The organism is Bradyrhizobium sp. CIAT3101 (assembly GCF_029714945.1).
GTDB lineage: Bacteria > Pseudomonadota > Alphaproteobacteria > Rhizobiales > Xanthobacteraceae > Bradyrhizobium.
The window spans coordinates 1,289,804-1,305,129 of sequence record NZ_CP121634.1 but is presented as its reverse complement, the minus strand read 5'-3'; the positions used below and the strand labels follow the sequence as shown (position 1 = coordinate 1,305,129).

The window sequence follows — 15,326 nt, the reverse complement described above, 5'->3', positions numbered from 1 at the left end:
TTTTAGTCAAATGCCGGGAATTCCCCGGTTTGCCAAACCTTTAATCAGGCCCCGACGTCACGAAACCTTCGTGAAGTCAGGCGGACGCCGCTCCGCGAAAGCCGTGAACGCCTCGCGCGCCTCCGCCGTGCGCAGGCGCTGCGCGAATTGCTCGCCCTCGGCCAGCATCTGCGCCACCAGCGCCTCGCCGTTGCGCATCAGCTTCTTGGTTGCCGTGAGCGCGCCGGCCGGCTGCCGGGCAAGGCGTTGAGCGAGCGCAAGCGCCTCGGCATCGAGCTTGTCGAGCGGCACCACGCGGTTGGCGAGGCCCCATTCCAGCGCGGCCTTGGCCGGCACGGTCTCGCCGAGCGCAAACATCTCATAGGCGCGGGCATAGCCGATGCGCGCCGGCATCAGCAGGCTCGATGCGGCTTCCGGCACCAGTGCGAGGCTGACGAAAGGCGTCGACAATTGGGTGTTGTCGGCGAGCACGACGAGATCGCAATGCAGGAGCATCGTGGTGCCGACGCCGACGGCGCGGCCTTGCACCGCTGCGACCAGCGGGCGGGTGCAGCGTCCGAGTGACTGGATGAAGCGGGTCACGTTACGGCTGCCTTCGGACTTGCCTGTGGCAACAGCCGCAAACTCGCCGACGTCATTGCCGGCGGTGAACATGTCGCCTTCGCCGCGGAACAGGATCACTCGCACGGACGGATCGGACTCGGCGGATTCAATGGCGTCGGCAAGCACGCGATACATCGCATCCGTCAGCGCGTTCTTCTTGTCGGGACGCGCCAGCGTGAGCGTGAGAATTCCGGCGTTATTTTCAACTCGCACATGCTCGGTCATGAATGTCTCCTCTTAGTCCTCTGGATCTCTTGTGGTGTCTTGTGAAGGCTCTCTTGGAAACTTGTCCTGAATGCTGGTCAGCCAGCGCGCGACGATGTCGATCTCCGCGCTGGTAAATCCTTCCGTCAGCGCTGCGTTGACGGCAGCCGCCTCGGTCTTGGCCTGCGCCAGCACGGAGCGGCCCTTCGGCGTCAGCCATACCCGCCAGGCGCGGCCGTCCGCACGATCGGCGCGTCGTTCAACCAATCCCGCCGCCGCGCTGCGATCGACCAGGCCCGAAATGCCGGCCGGGCCGAGATCGAGCGCGGCACCGACCTCGCCGATGAGGGCACCATCCTGTTTGCCGAGAATGAACAGCAGTCCCGCCTGCGCCGGCGTCACTTCGCGCAAAGGCTGCGCCGCCATCCAGCGCTGCAACCGCCGCTGCGCGACGCTGAGCAGATAGATCAGCCGATGGTGCCTCGCCTCGGGCGATTTATTTCGCATGCGAAGTATATAATATAGGTCCGGCGAGATGTCAAAGCCCGCCGCCGCTAACGCGACGCCCCGCGACAGCCGTCAAGCAGGATCGCCGCGCATATCCGCGCTCGCTTCTCGATCTCCTTGCGCGAAGGCAGCGTCAGCTGCGCATAGATCGCGGCGCGCTGCGGCGCCGACACCATCATCCCAATCATCATGCCGGCGGCTTCGTCGACGTTGTCGAGCGCGATCCGCTTCTTCCTGACTTGGTCGCGCAGCCAGCCCGCGAGCGCTGCCGCGGTGCGGGCGATGCCGTCCCTGTAGAAATTCGCGGCAAGGTCGGGGAACGTGGCCGATTGCTGCAACACCATGCGCTGCAGCGCCACGACCTCCGGATCGAGCGCGAGATCGGCGCAGGCGACGAGCACGGCAGCCAGACTCGTTTCGATGTCGGCCTGATTGTTGGCCTGGAGATTGACGTCGGAGAGTAGCCGCTCGAGCCGATCCGCGCACATCGCTTCGAACAGCGCCGCCTTGCCCGGAAACAGCCGATAGAGCGTCTTGGTGGAGATGCCGGCGCCGCGCGCCAGCTCTTCGGTGCTGGTGGCAGCGTAGCCATCGACGGCAAAGGCATGCCGCGCGGCCTCGATGACGATCCGCTTCGTCTCGTCGTCGCTGCGCACCGGCGGCCGTCCGCGCGGGCGGCTCTCTGATGACGGTTTTACCTGAGCCATGTTTTTAGATGATGCCTGTCATTCCATTGACTATCCCAAAGCTAGTCCTATTTTGGAAATCGTCAAGTTTCCTAATTCAGGGAGGCGGTCATGACCGTCCACACCAACCCGTCCAAGACAGAAGCCACCGTGGTCCCGCCCCCCGGACTGGAAGGCGTCCTGCCCGCCCAGTCGCAACCGGCGCGGAGCCAAAAGCTGAACCTTCGCAAGCTGTTGCTGGTCGGTGTCGCAGCTGCGGCGCTGGCCGGTGCCAGCTGGTACGGCTACGATTACTGGACCGTCGGCCGGTTCCTGGTCTCTACCGATGACGCCTATGTGAAGGCCGACAACACCACCATTGCGCCGAAGGTCAGCGGCTATCTCGACCGCGTTCTGGTCGGCGATAACGAGCATGTGAAAGCCGGCCAGGTGCTGGCCCGGATCGACGACCGCGACTTCCGCGTCGCGCTCGACCAGGCCAAGGCCGATGTCGCCGCCGCGAATGCGACAATCACGAGCAAGCAGGCGCAGCTCGATGTGCAGGATGCGGTGATCGCCGCAGCCAGGGCGACCATCGATGTCGACACTGCCGCAAAGACCTTCGCGCAGCAGGAGAACAAGCGCTACACCGATCTCGCCGCCACGGGCTATGGCAGCGTGCAGAACGCGCAGCAAGCGCAGTCGCGCAATGCCGGCGCCGACGCCGCGATCCAGCGCGACACCGCCAATCTCGCCTCCGCCCTCAAGCAGGTCGAGCTGCTGAAGGCCGAGATCGCGCAAGCCAACGCAGCCGCCGCTCGTGCCGCCGCGCTTCAGCATCAGGCCGAGCTCAATCTCGGCTACACCACCATCGTCTCGCCGATCGACGGCGTCATCGGCAACCGCACGCTCCGCGTCGGCCAGTTCGTGCAGGCCGGCACGCAGCTGATGTCGATCGTGCCCGCCGAAGGCGCCTACGTCGTGGCCAATTTCAAGGAGACCCAGCTCACCCATGTCCGCGCCGGACAAGAGGTCGAGATCGAGGTCGATACGTTCCCGGGCCAGGTGGTGCACGGCCACGTCGACTCCATTGCGCCGGCCAGTGGCCAGGAGTTCGCCCTGCTGCCGCCCGACAACGCCACCGGCAATTTCACCAAGATCGTGCAGCGCATCCCCGTGAAGATCGCGCTGGATGCCGAAACGCAGCCTGCGATCGAGCTGCGGCCCGGCATGTCCGTGATCCCGACGATCGCAACCCGTTCAGCGCCGACCGCGCAAGCGACAACGACGCCTAAAGCAACATCCAGAGCGAAGCTTGTTTCCGGAGGGTCGTGCCATGTCAAACAGCCTCTCAATCTCGACGCCCGCAACATCGACCGCGACGCCTGAGCGCGTCGCAGCCGATCCCAACCGCGCGAGCGCCACGGTCTGGATCGCCGTCTTCGCGGCGATGATCGGCGCCTTCATGGCGATCCTGAACATCCAGATCACCAACGCCTCGCTGCTCAACATCGAGGGCGGCATCGGCACCGGCGTCGACAACGGATCCTGGATCTCGACGTCGTATCTGATCGGCGAGATCATCGTGATCCCGCTCACCGACTATCTGTCGCGGGTGTTCTCGTTCCGGAACATCATGCTGAGCTTCGCGACGCTGTTTGCAGCGTTCTCGGTTGCCTGCGCCTTCACCCACGATCTGCCGTCGATGATCGCAATGCGCGGCTTTCAGGGCTTCTTCGGTGGCGTGCTGATTCCCATGGCCTTCACGCTGGTCTTCACCAAGCTGCCGAAGGGCCAGCAGCCGATCGGCCTTGCCATGTTCTCGCTCGCCGTGACCTTCGCGCCCGCGATCGGCCCGACCATCGGCGGCTATCTCACCGAGAACTACGGCTGGCAGACCATCTTCTTCGTCAACGTGCTGCCCACCGCGGTCATGGTGGCGATCCTGTTCGCGACCCTGGAGCGCCAGCCGATGAATCTGTCCCTGCTGCGCGAGGGCGACTGGTTCGGCATCGCGACCATGGCGGTCGGACTCGCCTCGCTCCAGGCCGTGCTCGAGGAAGGCAACAAGGACGACTGGTTCGGCTCGCCCTTCATCGTGCGGCTTGCGATCATCGCCGCGGTCAGCTTGTCGCTGTTCATCTATAATGAGCTCGTGGTCGAGAAGCCGCTGCTGCGCCTGCGCCTGCTAACGCAGTGGAATTTCGGCGTCGGCACGATCGCCGCGGTGTTCCTCGGTTTTGCCCTGTTCGGCTCGGTCTACCTGCTGCCGGCCTATCTCGGGCAGGTACAGGGCTACAATGCCGAGCAGATCGGCAACGTGCTGGCCTGGACCGGCCTGCCGCAGCTGCTGCTGATTCCGCTGGTGCCGAAGCTGATGCAGCGGTTCGACACCCGTTACATCGCGACGATCGGCCTGCTGCTGTTCGCCGCGAGCTCGTTCATGAACATCATGATGTCGCTCGATTACTCCGGCGATCAGTTCTTCATCCCCAACGTCGTCCGCGCCGTGGGTCAGGCCCTCACTTTGGCGCCGCTGTCCGCGCTCAGCCTCGGCAGTGTCGCGCCGCAGGACGCGCCCGCGGCCTCCGGCATCTCCAACATGATGCGCAACCTCGGCGGCGCCATCGGCACCGCCGTGCTGGCGACCATCGTCACCAAGCGCGAGCAGTTTCATTCCAACATCATCGGCCACTCCGTGACGCTCGGCCGCGAGGAAGTCCGCAGCCGCATCGCGCAGATGACAGACTACTTCATCGCCCATGGCGTGCCTGACCCCAACGCTGCGCGCGAGCAGGCCATCATCGCGCTCGGCAAGACGGTGAAGCGCCAGGCGCTGGTGATGGGCTTCTCCGACACCTTTGCGGTGATCGGCGTGGTGCTGGTGCTCGCCGCGATCGCGGTGCTGCTGACGCGCCGGGTGAAGGCCGCCGGTGGCGGCGGCGCGCACTAACGCCTCAGAGAACGAACCACCGAATTGTCGCGGCCGTCACGCTTGACGGCCGCGCCTTTTTATGTTCCCTATTTGTTCATATCGACTATAGGTTGCGTAAAGGGATATTCCATGAGCGATACTCAGGTCGCCGACCTGCCGGCCCAGCTTGTCCTGCACGGCGACGAAGATACTCCGCGTGCATTCATCGTTGATCTGTTGCGTCGCGTCTTCGGCAAGTCAGAGAGTGAAGCCGACTCCGTTTTTGCCGACATCGAGAGGCATGGCGCGGCAGCCTGTGGTCCCTATCCGTCATCCGTCGCTGGCGCCCTGCTGGAATCCGCACGGCGGCGCGTCGCGTCCGCCGGCCACCAGCTCGATATCACAAGCGAAACGGTGAAGCCTTGCTGCGAGCTTTGCGGCCAGCCTAAAGCGCAATCGGAAGCGCAATTAGTCAATCGCACAGCGTGGCTCTGCGCCGATTGCATGCTCGCTGCAGCAAGCGCGTCGCAGGATCTGCCCTCGGAGGAGTTCAATTACACGTTTGGAGTCTTGAATTGGCACTTCGCTGACGTGCCGCTGAGAGAGTTGGTGACGACGGTACGCCAGTTTCCCGGCCACATGCGGGCAGACGTCCAGGCCGCTCTCGACAGATTGTTGGCGTCACCGGTCCGCCTGTTAGGTATCGCCGAGGACCGCGGTTACGAAACGCTATCCATGTCGCGATTGATGCAGAACGACAATTTCGCGGCCGCAATCGCACCGCTTCAGTACAACGACGTTGATATCGGCGAACCGACACCGGCTAAATGCCTCGGCAATGGTCTTTGGCTTTGCGCGACCTCAGGCCTTCGCTATGCAGTGCTTCTGGCCATTCATCGGGAATATGGCCGCGAGACTGGCGTGCGGATCGAAATCATGGCGCCGGCCGGGGCAGCGGGCTCGACACTTGTCCAGCAGTGCTTCACCGCACTGGAGGACGCCGTTCAGGCCGCGCGCACCTACCGCGGCAAGATTCTCTCTCTCGATGCCGATTCCGATTATCGCGGGCGTTCGCGCGGGATCACGGTGCACCGGCTTCCGTCGGTCGGTCGCGATGAGGTGATCTTGCCTGAACAGACATTGCGGCTACTTGAGCGCAACGTCCTGAACTTCGTGGGCACACGGGACATGCTGCGCCGCCTCGGGCAATCGACCAGGAAAGGCATCTTGCTCTACGGCCCACCCGGTACGGGCAAGACTCACACGATCCGCTATCTCGCGACCCATCTACCCGGGCATACGACGCTGATCATCACGGCAGAGCAAATCGGCTTGCTCGGCGCCTATATGAATCTCGCCCGCCTCTTGCAGCCCGCCATGGTGGTGATCGAAGACGTCGATCTGATCGCACGTCAACGCGAGAACATGAGCGGCTGCGAGGAACCGCTACTCAACCGGCTGCTCAACGAGATGGACGGCTTGAAGCAGGATGCTGACATCCTGTTCGTGCTGACCACCAATCGGCCTCAGCAGCTTGAGAGCGCTCTCGCGGGTCGCCCCGGCCGCATCGATCAAGCGATCGAAGTGCCGCTCCCTGACGGGACCGGCCGCGCCAAGCTGGTCCGGCTCTACGGCAAGGGACTGCCACTCGACGACGCCGTCGTCGCGGAAGCGGCAAGACGCAGCGAAGGCACGAGTTGCGCGTTCATCAAGGAGTTGATGCGACGGCTGGCACAAGCGAGCATCGCGCGCGACGGCGGCAACTCGGTAACGTCAGCCGATATCGACGAGGCGCTCGACGACATGCTGTTCTCCGGCGGCCGGCTCAATGCGCAATTGCTTGGCGGCGCACAGGCCATGGCGGCGGGGTAAATCCACCGCCGCCATGTTCGCATTGCGGCTACGGTGCGCAGCTGAAGCTCGCCGCCTCCGTCACAGGACCGGATTTGTAGTGCGGCCAGCCCGGCCAGCGGCACAGCGGCATCGCGCGTGTCACTGCGAATGACGGTGCCTCGACCTTCTGCTCGGCGACCTCCAGATCGCCGGGCGCCGTGCCCTTCTCGACCCAGTCAACCAGCGCGCTCAGCATGTCGACATTGGCGGGCGCGCCGGAGCCGACATGGTCGACGCCGGGGGCGGTGTAGAGCCGCGCGAACTCGGCGGTCTCGGCCTTGCCGAGCTTGCGCTCGACGCTCTCGAAATAGCGGATGCCGGCATAGGGGCTCTGCGCGTAGTCCGCCATGTGCTCGAGCATGATCAGCCGGCCGCCGCGGGCGCGGAAGCGGCTGAGATCGGGATCGGTCGAATCCATCAGGCTCGAGACCTCGAGCAGCCGCGCCTTGTGGTCCTCCACCTTGTAGGTGGTGACGTCGAGCTTGGGATCACGCGCGAACACGTATTGAATGCCGCCGGCACCGTAGATCCAGGCGATACCGTTGTTGGGCGCGGGCGGCTGCGCCGGCGGCGCGGCGCCGAGCCACCACGCCATCCAGCCGCCGGTCGGCCCGATCGCCGGCGTATCCTCACCCGACACGCCCCAGCCCGGATAGTCGTCGAGACCATTGGCGAGCGTAAACGGGAATTTGTAGGTGGCATGCAGCGTGTCGATCGCCTTGATCTGGGCGTCGGTGAGGCACTGATCGCCGCTCTTGCCGTCGGCGCAACGCAATGTCTCGACCTTGAACGCCGCCTTGCAGCCGACGGGATCCTGCACCAGCGCATCGTCGGATCCGTCCGCCTTGTCGCAGGCCGCGCGCACGGCATCGCCCACGAGCTTAACCTGCGCTGGATTGATCCAGCCCGCTCCCATGGTGACGAGACCGGAGCGGGTGCCCGCATGCTGCAGGCCGACCCAGTTGATGACGGGCACGCGCGCGAAGATCCCGTCGAAATCGTCAGGATAACGCTGCGCCATCGTGAGCGCTTCGCGGCCGCCTTCGGACGAGCCCATGAAGTACATTTTTCCGGGCTTCTTGCCGTAAGCCTGCTGCATCAGCGCGACCGCGGCGTCACGCACCTTCTTGTAGGCGCGGTGGGCAAAATTCTCGAACGCTTCGTCATTCAACGCGAACAACTGCGGCGGCTCGCCGGGCTTGGACTCATGACCGGAATCGGTGCCGTAGGTGACGAAGCCGCGCGCGAGTGGCGACGGCTTGCCGAAGGGATAGGCCGGCGGCAAAGCGAGGCCGGTGATCAGCACGCCGTTGAAACCGCCGCCGCCATATTGCACCGAGCGCCCGTTCCATTCGACCGGCAGATTGACCTGGAATTTGACCGGCGGCGCCTTGGGATCGACGGGCTCGATATGGCCGAGCACCTTGCAGAAGACAGGATTGGCCGGCGTGATGCGTCCCGACGGCGTCGGTCCGCGCTCGGCCACGGCGAGTTGAGACGCTGTCTGCAACATCGCGGCGTCGATCTTGACGGCATCGATACCGCCGGCGAGACCTTTGCAGACGGTATCCGCATCCTCCGGCAACGTCGCCGCCAATGCGGCGGTCGCGCCGAACGTGACTACCGCGCCTGCGAGCAATGCACACAGTCTCGCATCCATTCGCGCCATCGTTTCCTACCCTTGCTTTTGTTCGTTCCGACAGAGGGACGCATTGAAAGCGACCTTCACGGGCGCGTCAATTCATTGACTTTTGTGTCCAGATCAGAACGATCCCAACACGCTGCCCAAGGCGATCACGGCCACCAGCGCCAACAGCGACGTCACGATGCCCACCATCACGATGTCCAGATAGCTGTCACGATGGGTCAGGCCGCAGATCGCGAGCAGGCTGACCACCGCGCCGTTATGCGGCAGAATGTCCAGCGTCCCCGATCCGATCACCGCGACACGATGCATCAGCGCAAGATCGATGCCCGTGCGCGCGGCGAGTTCGACATAGGTCTGGCCGAGCGCATCGAGCGCGATGGTCAGGCCGCCCGACGCCGAGCCGGTCAGGGCTGCCAGGATGTTGGTCGCGACCGCGAGCGAGACCAACGGACCGCCTTCGATCGCGAGCACCCATTCGCGCACCAGCGCGAATGCCGGCAGCGCGGCGACGACCGCGCCGAAGCCGACGAGACTGGCGACGCTGAACGCCGGCAGCACCGACGCATTGGCTCCGGCATCCATGGTCTGCCGCAATGCCGGCAGCCGTGCCCAGTTCAACGCGATGGTCGTGACGATCGCCGCGGTCAAGGCGACCGCGACCGACCACACGCCCGCGACGGCGGCCAGCGACGTGTTGCCGAAGCGCTCATCGGCCAGATAGGCGACGTCGAGCCGCGGCAACACCACCAGCGACATCAGGAGATTGACCGCCACGACGACGACCAATGGCAGGACGGCACTCAGAACCGGTGACGGCTGATCGCTACGGCGGCCATGCTGCAACTCCGCCGGATCGAACTCGCGCGCCGTCGTCGCGCGTTCACGCACGAGTTCGTCGGATGCCGCGCGCTCGGTCGCATCCTCGACGTCATCGCCATAGCCCTCCCCGGCACGCCGGGCCTTGGCCTCGGCGCGATGCAGCCACCACAATCCCGTGCCGAGCATGATGAGAGAGGCAACGATACCCAGGCCCGGCGCCGCAAAGGGCGTCGTACCGAAGAACGGCATCGGGATCGCATTCTGGATCGACGGCGTGCCCGGCAGGGCCGACATGGTGAAGGTCGATGTCCCCAGCACGATCGCGGCCGGAATCAACCGGCGCGGAATGCCAGCTGCGCGGAACAGCGACCGCGCCATCGGGGCGATAACGAAGAAGGCAACGAACAGGCTGACGCCGCCATAGGTGACGAGTGCGCCTGCCAGCACGACCGCGAGAATCACGCGGCGCTCGCCGAGACGCTTGGCCATGAAGGCGGCGACCGACGTGACCGCGCCGCTATCGTCCATCAGTTTGCCAAAGACGGCCCCGAGCAGGAAGATCGGGAAGAACTGCGCCAGAAATCCCGCCGCGTTCACCATGAATACCTGGGTCAGGTTCGCCAGCAGCGGCTCGCCGCCAAACCGCGCGGCAACGAGCGCGGCGACCGGCGCGAGCAGCAGCACGCTCCAGCCGCGAAAGGCAAACAGGACGAGCAGCCCGAGCCCGACGAAGAGGCCAAGAAGCCCCATGCCTCAGCACTCCGCCAGGAGGACATCGAGATCGGCGGTCGATTGCCGGCCGATATCCATGCCGTGTTTGGCGAGGAACGCCTCCGCGGCGACGCGTCCCTCGGCACGCAGCATCGAGACGAACTCCCATTCCGCATTGAGCTTTGACGATGAGCCGAACTTCGCCAGCATGTCGCTCTTGATCCGGTGTGTCCGCATCTTCGCCCAGCGCGCGCCCTCGCCGCTGCCGGGATCAGCCGCCTGCCGCAGCAGCGCGATCATCCGCAGCTCCTTCATCAGCGGTGAGTTGAAGGAAATCTCGTTGAGACGGTTGAGGATCTCCGCGGCGGTTCGTGGCTCATCCATCCGCTCGGTCGGATTGATCTGGACGAGGATCGTGTCGTGCGCATCGCTCTCGCGGACCAGCGGCGTGATGGTCGGGTTGCCGGCGTAGCCACCGTCCCAATAGGGCTCGCCGTCGATCTCGATCGCGCGGAACATGGTCGGCAGGCAGGCCGACGCCAGCAGCACATCCGCCGTGATCTCGGCGTTGCGGAAGATCCGGCCGCGGCCGGTACGCACGCGCGTCGCGGTGATGAAGAGCTGGATCGGCGAGCGTGCGAGCCGCTCGAAATCGATGCTCTCAGCCAGCACCGCGCGCAGCGGATTGTAGCCGGTCGGATTGAGATCGTAGGGCGACAGCACCCGCGACATCAGGTCGGTCAGGATGTAGAAGGGCGAGGTATCGAGCGTCCAGCGCCCCATCAGCCGATCGAGTGGCGAGCGCTGCAGCGGGCTGAAGGCCGCGGCCTTCGAGACGCGACGCCAATATTGCTCCAGCGCGTCACGCGCGCCCTCGGCGCCGCCGGCCGTCCAGCCATCCGCCAGCACCGCCGCATTCATCGCGCCCGCGGAGGTTCCGGAGATTGCGGCGATGGTGAGCCACTTCTCCTCCAGCAGGCGCTCGAGCACACCCCAGGAGAAGGCGCCGTGCGAACCGCCACCCTGAAGCGCGAGATCGATCAGTACGGCGTCTCGTTCCATGGCGGATACTCACGCGACTGAAGCTCAAATTCGACGTGATTTGCAGCACGCCGAAGATGATACGGACAGTGTAATGAGCTTACGCCGCGGAATGCAACCGGAACGTGACGTCGGGCTAGTGCTCGAACACCAGCCGCGCGCCGATTGTGCCTTCGAGCGCCCGGATCTGCGCCAGCAGCGCGCCTGAATCCTCGCCGCCGAGATCGGCGTCCAGCACGACGTAGCCGAGATCGCCCGCGGTCTCCAGATATTGTGCGGCGATGTTGATATCGCGCTGGAGGAACACCTCGTTCAGCCGGCGCAGCATGCCCGGAACGTTGCGATGGACGTGGCTGAAGCGCACGCCGGAGGGACGCAAATGCAGCTGCACCTCCGGGAAATTCACCGCGCCCATGGTCGATCCCGTGATGAAATAGTCGACCAGCTTGCGCGCCACTTCGCCGCCGATGCGCTCCTGCGCCTCTTCGGTCGAACCGCCAACATGCGGCGTGAGGATCACGTTGCCGAGGCCTTGTACCGGGCTCTTGAAACGCTCCGAATTCGAGGACGGCTCGACCGGAAACACGTCGATAGCGGCACCGGCAATGTGTCCGTCACGCAAAGCGCCGGCGAGCGCATCGAGATCGACCACGGTGCCGCGGCTGTTGTTGATCAGGAACGAGCCTGATTTCATCGCCCGCAGCTCCTTCTCGCCGATCATGCCTGATGTCTCGGGCGTCTCCGGCACATGCAGGCTGACCACGTCGCTCTGTGCGAGCAGCTCTTCGAGCTTCTCGACCGGCTCGGTATTGCCATGGCGGAGCTTATCGGTGCGATCGTAGTAGATCACCCGCATGCCCATGGCTTCCGCTAGCGTCGAGAGCTGCGAGCCGATATTGCCGTAGCCGATGATGCCGAGCGTACGGCCGCGCACCTCGCGGCTGCCGGCCGCGGATTTGTCCCAGCCGCCGTCATGGGCCGACACCGAGCGCGGAAAGATCTGCCGCAGCAGCATCACGATCTCGCCGATCACGAGCTCGGCGACGCTGCGCGTGTTGGAGAACGGCGCGTTGAACACGGGAATGCCGCGCTTGCGCGCCGCCAGGAGATCGACCTGATTGGTGCCGACGCTGAAGCAGCCGACCGCGAGCAGCCCGTCGGCGGCTTCCAGCACCTCGTCGGTGATCTGGGTGCGGGAGCGGATGCCGAGCAGCGACACGCCCTTGAGCGCCTGCCGCAGCGCCTCGCCGTCCAGCGCCTTGGTCAGACGCTCGACATTGGTGAAACCCGCGCTCTTGAACAGATCAACGGCGCTGTCGTTGACACCTTCAAGCAGCAGCGCCTTCGCGCTCCGCTCAGGGCTTTGGCCTGGGGCTGGCATAATATCTCCATGAATGGCGGCTTTGCCGCAGCACATAGACCGCCGGCGACGCACAGCACAATAGGGTTTGGATATGGGATTTCGCTTCGCTCCGTCCAGGTGACGCACTAAAAGCATACCGAACCGCCGGAACATCCGCCTTATGCGCCCAGCCGCTTCGCGACTTGCTGGCCGCGGATGGCGGTATCGTCGATGCGACGTGTTTTTGCCCGCAACTCCGGTGGATCAACGCGGGCCGCGTTCAGATCACATAGAACCCGTGCGTGCCGTCGCGGCGCAGCTGATCGACGAGGCCGTACTCCCAGTCGAGATAGGCCTGCATCGCGCGCTCGGCGATGTCGGTTCCCTCATAGGGGCGGCGGTAGCGATGCGCCGGGTCGGGTTTCGGCAGCACCAGCGGCGGGCTGACCTCGAGCGTGCCGGCATAGCCGCCCTCGAGCACATAGACCTCCCAGCCCATCTGGGCGAGCCAGGATGCCGTCATGTCGGCGCGCACGCCCTTGTCGTCGGTCAGGACGATGCGTGCGCCGCGCACTGGTGCTGCCATGTCGGTCTCCTGCACGAGCTGGCCGCCCGGATAGTGCCGGAAGCCCGGGAGGTAGCCGGCCGCATATTCCTCCACATCGCGTACGTCGAAGCGATAGAGCGTGCGACTGGTCTCGGCGACCATCGCCGACATCTCGTTCGCGCCGATATGGCGGACGCCGGCGCGATAGGCCACGTCGCGGGCATTGGCCGGGCCGCCCTCGAACGACCCGATCGCGCCGTGCCGGTCGGCACCATGAGCCAGCGTGTGCCGCGCCAGCGTCCAGCCGATCGTGCCGTTGCGCAGCGCCCGCACCTTGTTGGGCACGCCGGCGTTGATCAGGGACTGGGTGCCGATGATCGAGCGGGTGCGACCGGCGCAATTGACGATGATGGTGGTGTCGGGATCCGGCGCCGCCTGGCCGGCCCGCAGCACCAGTTCCGCACCGGGCACGCTGACCGAGCCCGGAATGTTCATGGTCGCGTATTCGTCGAAGCGACGAACATCGAGGATGGCGATGTTGGCCTTCTCGGCGATCAGCTTTGCCACCTCGTCGGCGCTGAACGACGGCGTGTGGCGGCGCGACTCGACCAGCTCGCCAAATGCCTTGGAGTAGGAATTGACGTCCTCGAACACCTCATGGCCAGCCGAACGCCAGGCTTTCAGCCCGCCATCGAGCGCACGGACATTGCTGTAGCCAAGTGCAGCAAGGCGTTCGGCGCCGGATGCGACGAGCCCCTCGTCATCATCGAAGAGCACGATCGGCGCATCCTTGCGCGGCAGCCTCACCGCAGCCTCGATTGCGATCCGGTCCACGGCCATGTTGGCCGCGAACAGCGGATGGCCGGTGGCGAAGGCGGCCTCGTGCCTGAGATCGAGCAGCGCGATCTCCTCGCGCAACAGCAGCGCGCGGCGGATATCGGCGGGTGTGACGGTCGAAAGCTTCATGGCGTGAACCTTGGGAAGAGGGCCAGAAGCTTTTGAACCATTGCCGCAATGTTGGCTAGTCGTACCAGCGTATGGGAGCAAAAAGCGGTGACCTAGTCACATTGGAATGTGGCGACGGTTCGAGAAAAGTCGAGCTGCGCAAGAGCATCCCGGTCAATCCAGAAATGTAGCATGCATCCGACGTTGGAGTGCCAATCGAAAAAGGCCAGCTCACCTTGCATTTGAAGTAACAGTATGTCCTTGAAATGCTCATCAGTCGCATCTTGCGGGCCACTCCCGTATCCCAGCATCTGATGAAGTGCCGTGCTGAAGTAGCGATGTTTCCCATTTTCCGCGGTCGGCGTCTTCCAATGATTCTGCTGCACGAGATTCGCAACGTAGCTTCGAGGGGCATCGTCGGAAACATCATCATCCAAGGTCGCCATGCAACGAATCGTGTGATTGATGGCATTGCCCAGGTCCGCCGTAATTTCCGCCGCATACGTGCGTACCTGCCTGTTCATCCTCTCATACGCCTGCGCGACGTCGAGCCACCAGGACCTGAAGGCCGCCTTTGTGTCCGCATCGACGTCGTCCATCGGCGTCAGTGCGCGGCAACGTTCAAGCCATCCGATCGCACCGCCGCGTAAACGCCTCAGTTCTGCGGCCGCCTCGTCGGTCAGCGGCTTGAAATAGGATCTGGGGGCTAGATCGCGCTGAGCATGCAGCAAGATTGAGCGAACCACATAGGTGATCAAGAGCCAATTGAAGGGCCAGTCCTCGTCCTTCTCATATTTGAGGACCCCTCTGAATTGAAGCAAGTCCGGCTCCGGCGGCTTGCCTGGACCTAACACCCTGCACAGTTCTGCGACCATGAGCTCTCCCCCGACGGCATCCTCACGGAAGTGAAAGTCGCGGAACGGCAGGAACGAAAGCGGGTACTTGAACTCGACCTTGGAATGAAAATCGAGCGCGGGATCAAGCCACCTGACCTGCGCATCTCCGTCATCGCCCGCCAGCGGCATGAGATTCAGCGGTGGCGCTCGATCCGGATACGCATTGCCGTCGGTCGGGCTATAGAGGACGCGGCAAGGTGGGTGTCCCTCGCCGACAAACACCGAGCTGCAAAAGAAATAGAGCGTGCCTCGCTTCGGAAGCGGCGACCGGCCGGAACGGGGTACTTCGGCCAAGTCGATCTGGGCAACAAAGGTGAGAGCCACACTCTCTGGCGTCGCGTTCGCCGTCACGACCGCCACAGGCCATTCGAACTGCGGAGGAAGCTTGGGAAGTCCGCCGAAGAAACTCCGCGCCGGATGAGCGAGCGGCACAGGCAAATCGCTACGCCTGACGAGCACTGCAGGCCGCGCTGATTCTTCAAGCTCGTCTCGTTCGGATCGCGCCATCAAGCCCCCACGACTCCAGCGTGTATCCCTTCAATCGATGCCATCTCGCGAGGCCGCCGACAAGCGTTTCTCCCGCCACTCGAG

At 64.4% G+C, this 15,326-nt stretch carries 12 protein-coding genes; 3 read left to right on the top strand and 9 right to left on the bottom strand.

What is annotated here, in order from left to right:
- Window positions 1-57: 57 nt before the first annotated feature.
- Genes QA645_RS05900 through QA645_RS05890 form a run of 3 tightly spaced genes read right to left on the bottom strand, consistent with a single transcriptional unit; the run spans window position 58 to window position 1,970 of the window.
- Complete coding sequence (locus tag QA645_RS05900) at window positions 58-828, bottom strand: enoyl-CoA hydratase (protein WP_283048843.1); 771 nt, start codon at window positions 826-828, stop codon at window positions 58-60.
- Window positions 829-840: 12 nt separating this feature from the next.
- Complete coding sequence (locus QA645_RS05895; RefSeq protein WP_283048841.1) at window positions 841-1,314, bottom strand: MarR family winged helix-turn-helix transcriptional regulator; 474 nt, start codon at window positions 1,312-1,314, stop codon at window positions 841-843.
- Between the two features lie 47 nt (window positions 1,315-1,361).
- Window positions 1,362-1,970: a TetR/AcrR family transcriptional regulator gene (locus QA645_RS05890; RefSeq protein WP_283048839.1), complete on the bottom strand. Its 609-nt coding sequence runs from the start codon at window positions 1,968-1,970 to the stop codon at window positions 1,362-1,364.
- Between the two features lie 141 nt (window positions 1,971-2,111).
- Here QA645_RS05890 and QA645_RS05885 point away from each other — a divergent pair, with 141 nt between their 5' ends.
- The 3 genes from QA645_RS05885 to QA645_RS05875 all read left to right on the top strand — a co-directional run bounded on the left by QA645_RS05885 (window position 2,112) and on the right by QA645_RS05875 (window position 6,765).
- Window positions 2,112-3,368, top strand: a complete 1,257-nt coding sequence (locus tag QA645_RS05885; protein WP_283048838.1) for an HlyD family secretion protein — start codon at window positions 2,112-2,114, stop codon at window positions 3,366-3,368.
- A 61-nt stretch (window positions 3,369-3,429) separates the two neighbouring features.
- Window positions 3,430-4,932: an MDR family MFS transporter gene (locus QA645_RS05880; RefSeq protein ID WP_283053098.1), complete on the top strand. Its 1,503-nt coding sequence runs from the start codon at window positions 3,430-3,432 to the stop codon at window positions 4,930-4,932.
- A 111-nt stretch (window positions 4,933-5,043) separates the two neighbouring features.
- On the top strand, window positions 5,044-6,765 hold the full coding sequence (locus tag QA645_RS05875) for an ATP-dependent Clp protease adaptor ClpS (RefSeq protein ID WP_283048836.1): 1,722 nt from the start codon (window positions 5,044-5,046) through the stop codon (window positions 6,763-6,765).
- Window positions 6,766-6,793: 28 nt separating this feature from the next.
- Here QA645_RS05875 and QA645_RS05870 read toward each other — a convergent pair whose 3' ends face one another.
- From QA645_RS05870 to QA645_RS05845, 6 genes are all read right to left on the bottom strand, one after another.
- Window positions 6,794-8,455 (bottom strand): tannase/feruloyl esterase family alpha/beta hydrolase, encoded by a 1,662-nt coding sequence (locus QA645_RS05870; protein ID WP_283048835.1) that lies wholly within the window; start codon window positions 8,453-8,455, stop codon window positions 6,794-6,796.
- Between the two features lie 93 nt (window positions 8,456-8,548).
- Window positions 8,549-10,003 carry a GntP family permease gene (locus QA645_RS05865; protein ID WP_283048833.1) on the bottom strand — a complete coding sequence of 485 codons (1,455 nt, stop codon included), beginning with the start codon at window positions 10,001-10,003 and terminating at the stop codon, window positions 8,549-8,551.
- 3 nt (window positions 10,004-10,006) lie between these two features.
- Complete coding sequence (locus QA645_RS05860) at window positions 10,007-11,026, bottom strand: patatin-like phospholipase family protein (protein WP_283048832.1); 1,020 nt, start codon at window positions 11,024-11,026, stop codon at window positions 10,007-10,009.
- 115 nt (window positions 11,027-11,141) lie between these two features.
- Window positions 11,142-12,386, bottom strand: a complete 1,245-nt coding sequence (serA, locus tag QA645_RS05855) for a phosphoglycerate dehydrogenase (protein ID WP_254128077.1) — start codon at window positions 12,384-12,386, stop codon at window positions 11,142-11,144.
- 241 nt (window positions 12,387-12,627) lie between these two features.
- Window positions 12,628-13,860: a rhodanese-like domain-containing protein gene (locus QA645_RS05850; RefSeq protein ID WP_283048829.1), complete on the bottom strand. Its 1,233-nt coding sequence runs from the start codon at window positions 13,858-13,860 to the stop codon at window positions 12,628-12,630.
- A gap of 92 nt (window positions 13,861-13,952) precedes the next feature.
- A complete protein-coding gene (locus QA645_RS05845; protein WP_283048828.1) occupies window positions 13,953-15,242 on the bottom strand; it encodes a DUF1963 domain-containing protein in 1,290 nt (429 codons plus the stop codon).
- Window positions 15,243-15,326: the final 84 nt, after the last annotated feature.

Bases quoted from the DNA above. Each gene is read 5' to 3' on its own strand.
- QA645_RS05900 (WP_283048843.1), bottom strand. From the start codon at position 828: ATGACCGAGCATGTGCGAGTTGAAAATAACGCCGGAATTCTCACGCTC.
- QA645_RS05895 (WP_283048841.1), bottom strand. From the start codon at position 1,314: ATGCGAAATAAATCGCCCGAGGCGAGGCACCATCGGCTGATCTATCTG.
- QA645_RS05885 (WP_283048838.1), top strand. From the start codon at position 2,112: ATGACCGTCCACACCAACCCGTCCAAGACAGAAGCCACCGTGGTCCCG.
- QA645_RS05880 (WP_283053098.1), top strand. From the start codon at position 3,430: ATGATCGGCGCCTTCATGGCGATCCTGAACATCCAGATCACCAACGCC.
- QA645_RS05875 (WP_283048836.1), top strand. From the start codon at position 5,044: ATGAGCGATACTCAGGTCGCCGACCTGCCGGCCCAGCTTGTCCTGCAC.
- QA645_RS05870 (WP_283048835.1), bottom strand. From the start codon at position 8,455: ATGGCGCGAATGGATGCGAGACTGTGTGCATTGCTCGCAGGCGCGGTA.
- QA645_RS05865 (WP_283048833.1), bottom strand. From the start codon at position 10,003: ATGGGGCTTCTTGGCCTCTTCGTCGGGCTCGGGCTGCTCGTCCTGTTT.
- QA645_RS05860 (WP_283048832.1), bottom strand. From the start codon at position 11,026: ATGGAACGAGACGCCGTACTGATCGATCTCGCGCTTCAGGGTGGCGGT.
- serA (WP_254128077.1), bottom strand. From the start codon at position 12,386: ATGCCAGCCCCAGGCCAAAGCCCTGAGCGGAGCGCGAAGGCGCTGCTG.
- QA645_RS05850 (WP_283048829.1), bottom strand. From the start codon at position 13,860: ATGAAGCTTTCGACCGTCACACCCGCCGATATCCGCCGCGCGCTGCTG.
- QA645_RS05845 (WP_283048828.1), bottom strand. From the start codon at position 15,242: ATGGCGCGATCCGAACGAGACGAGCTTGAAGAATCAGCGCGGCCTGCA.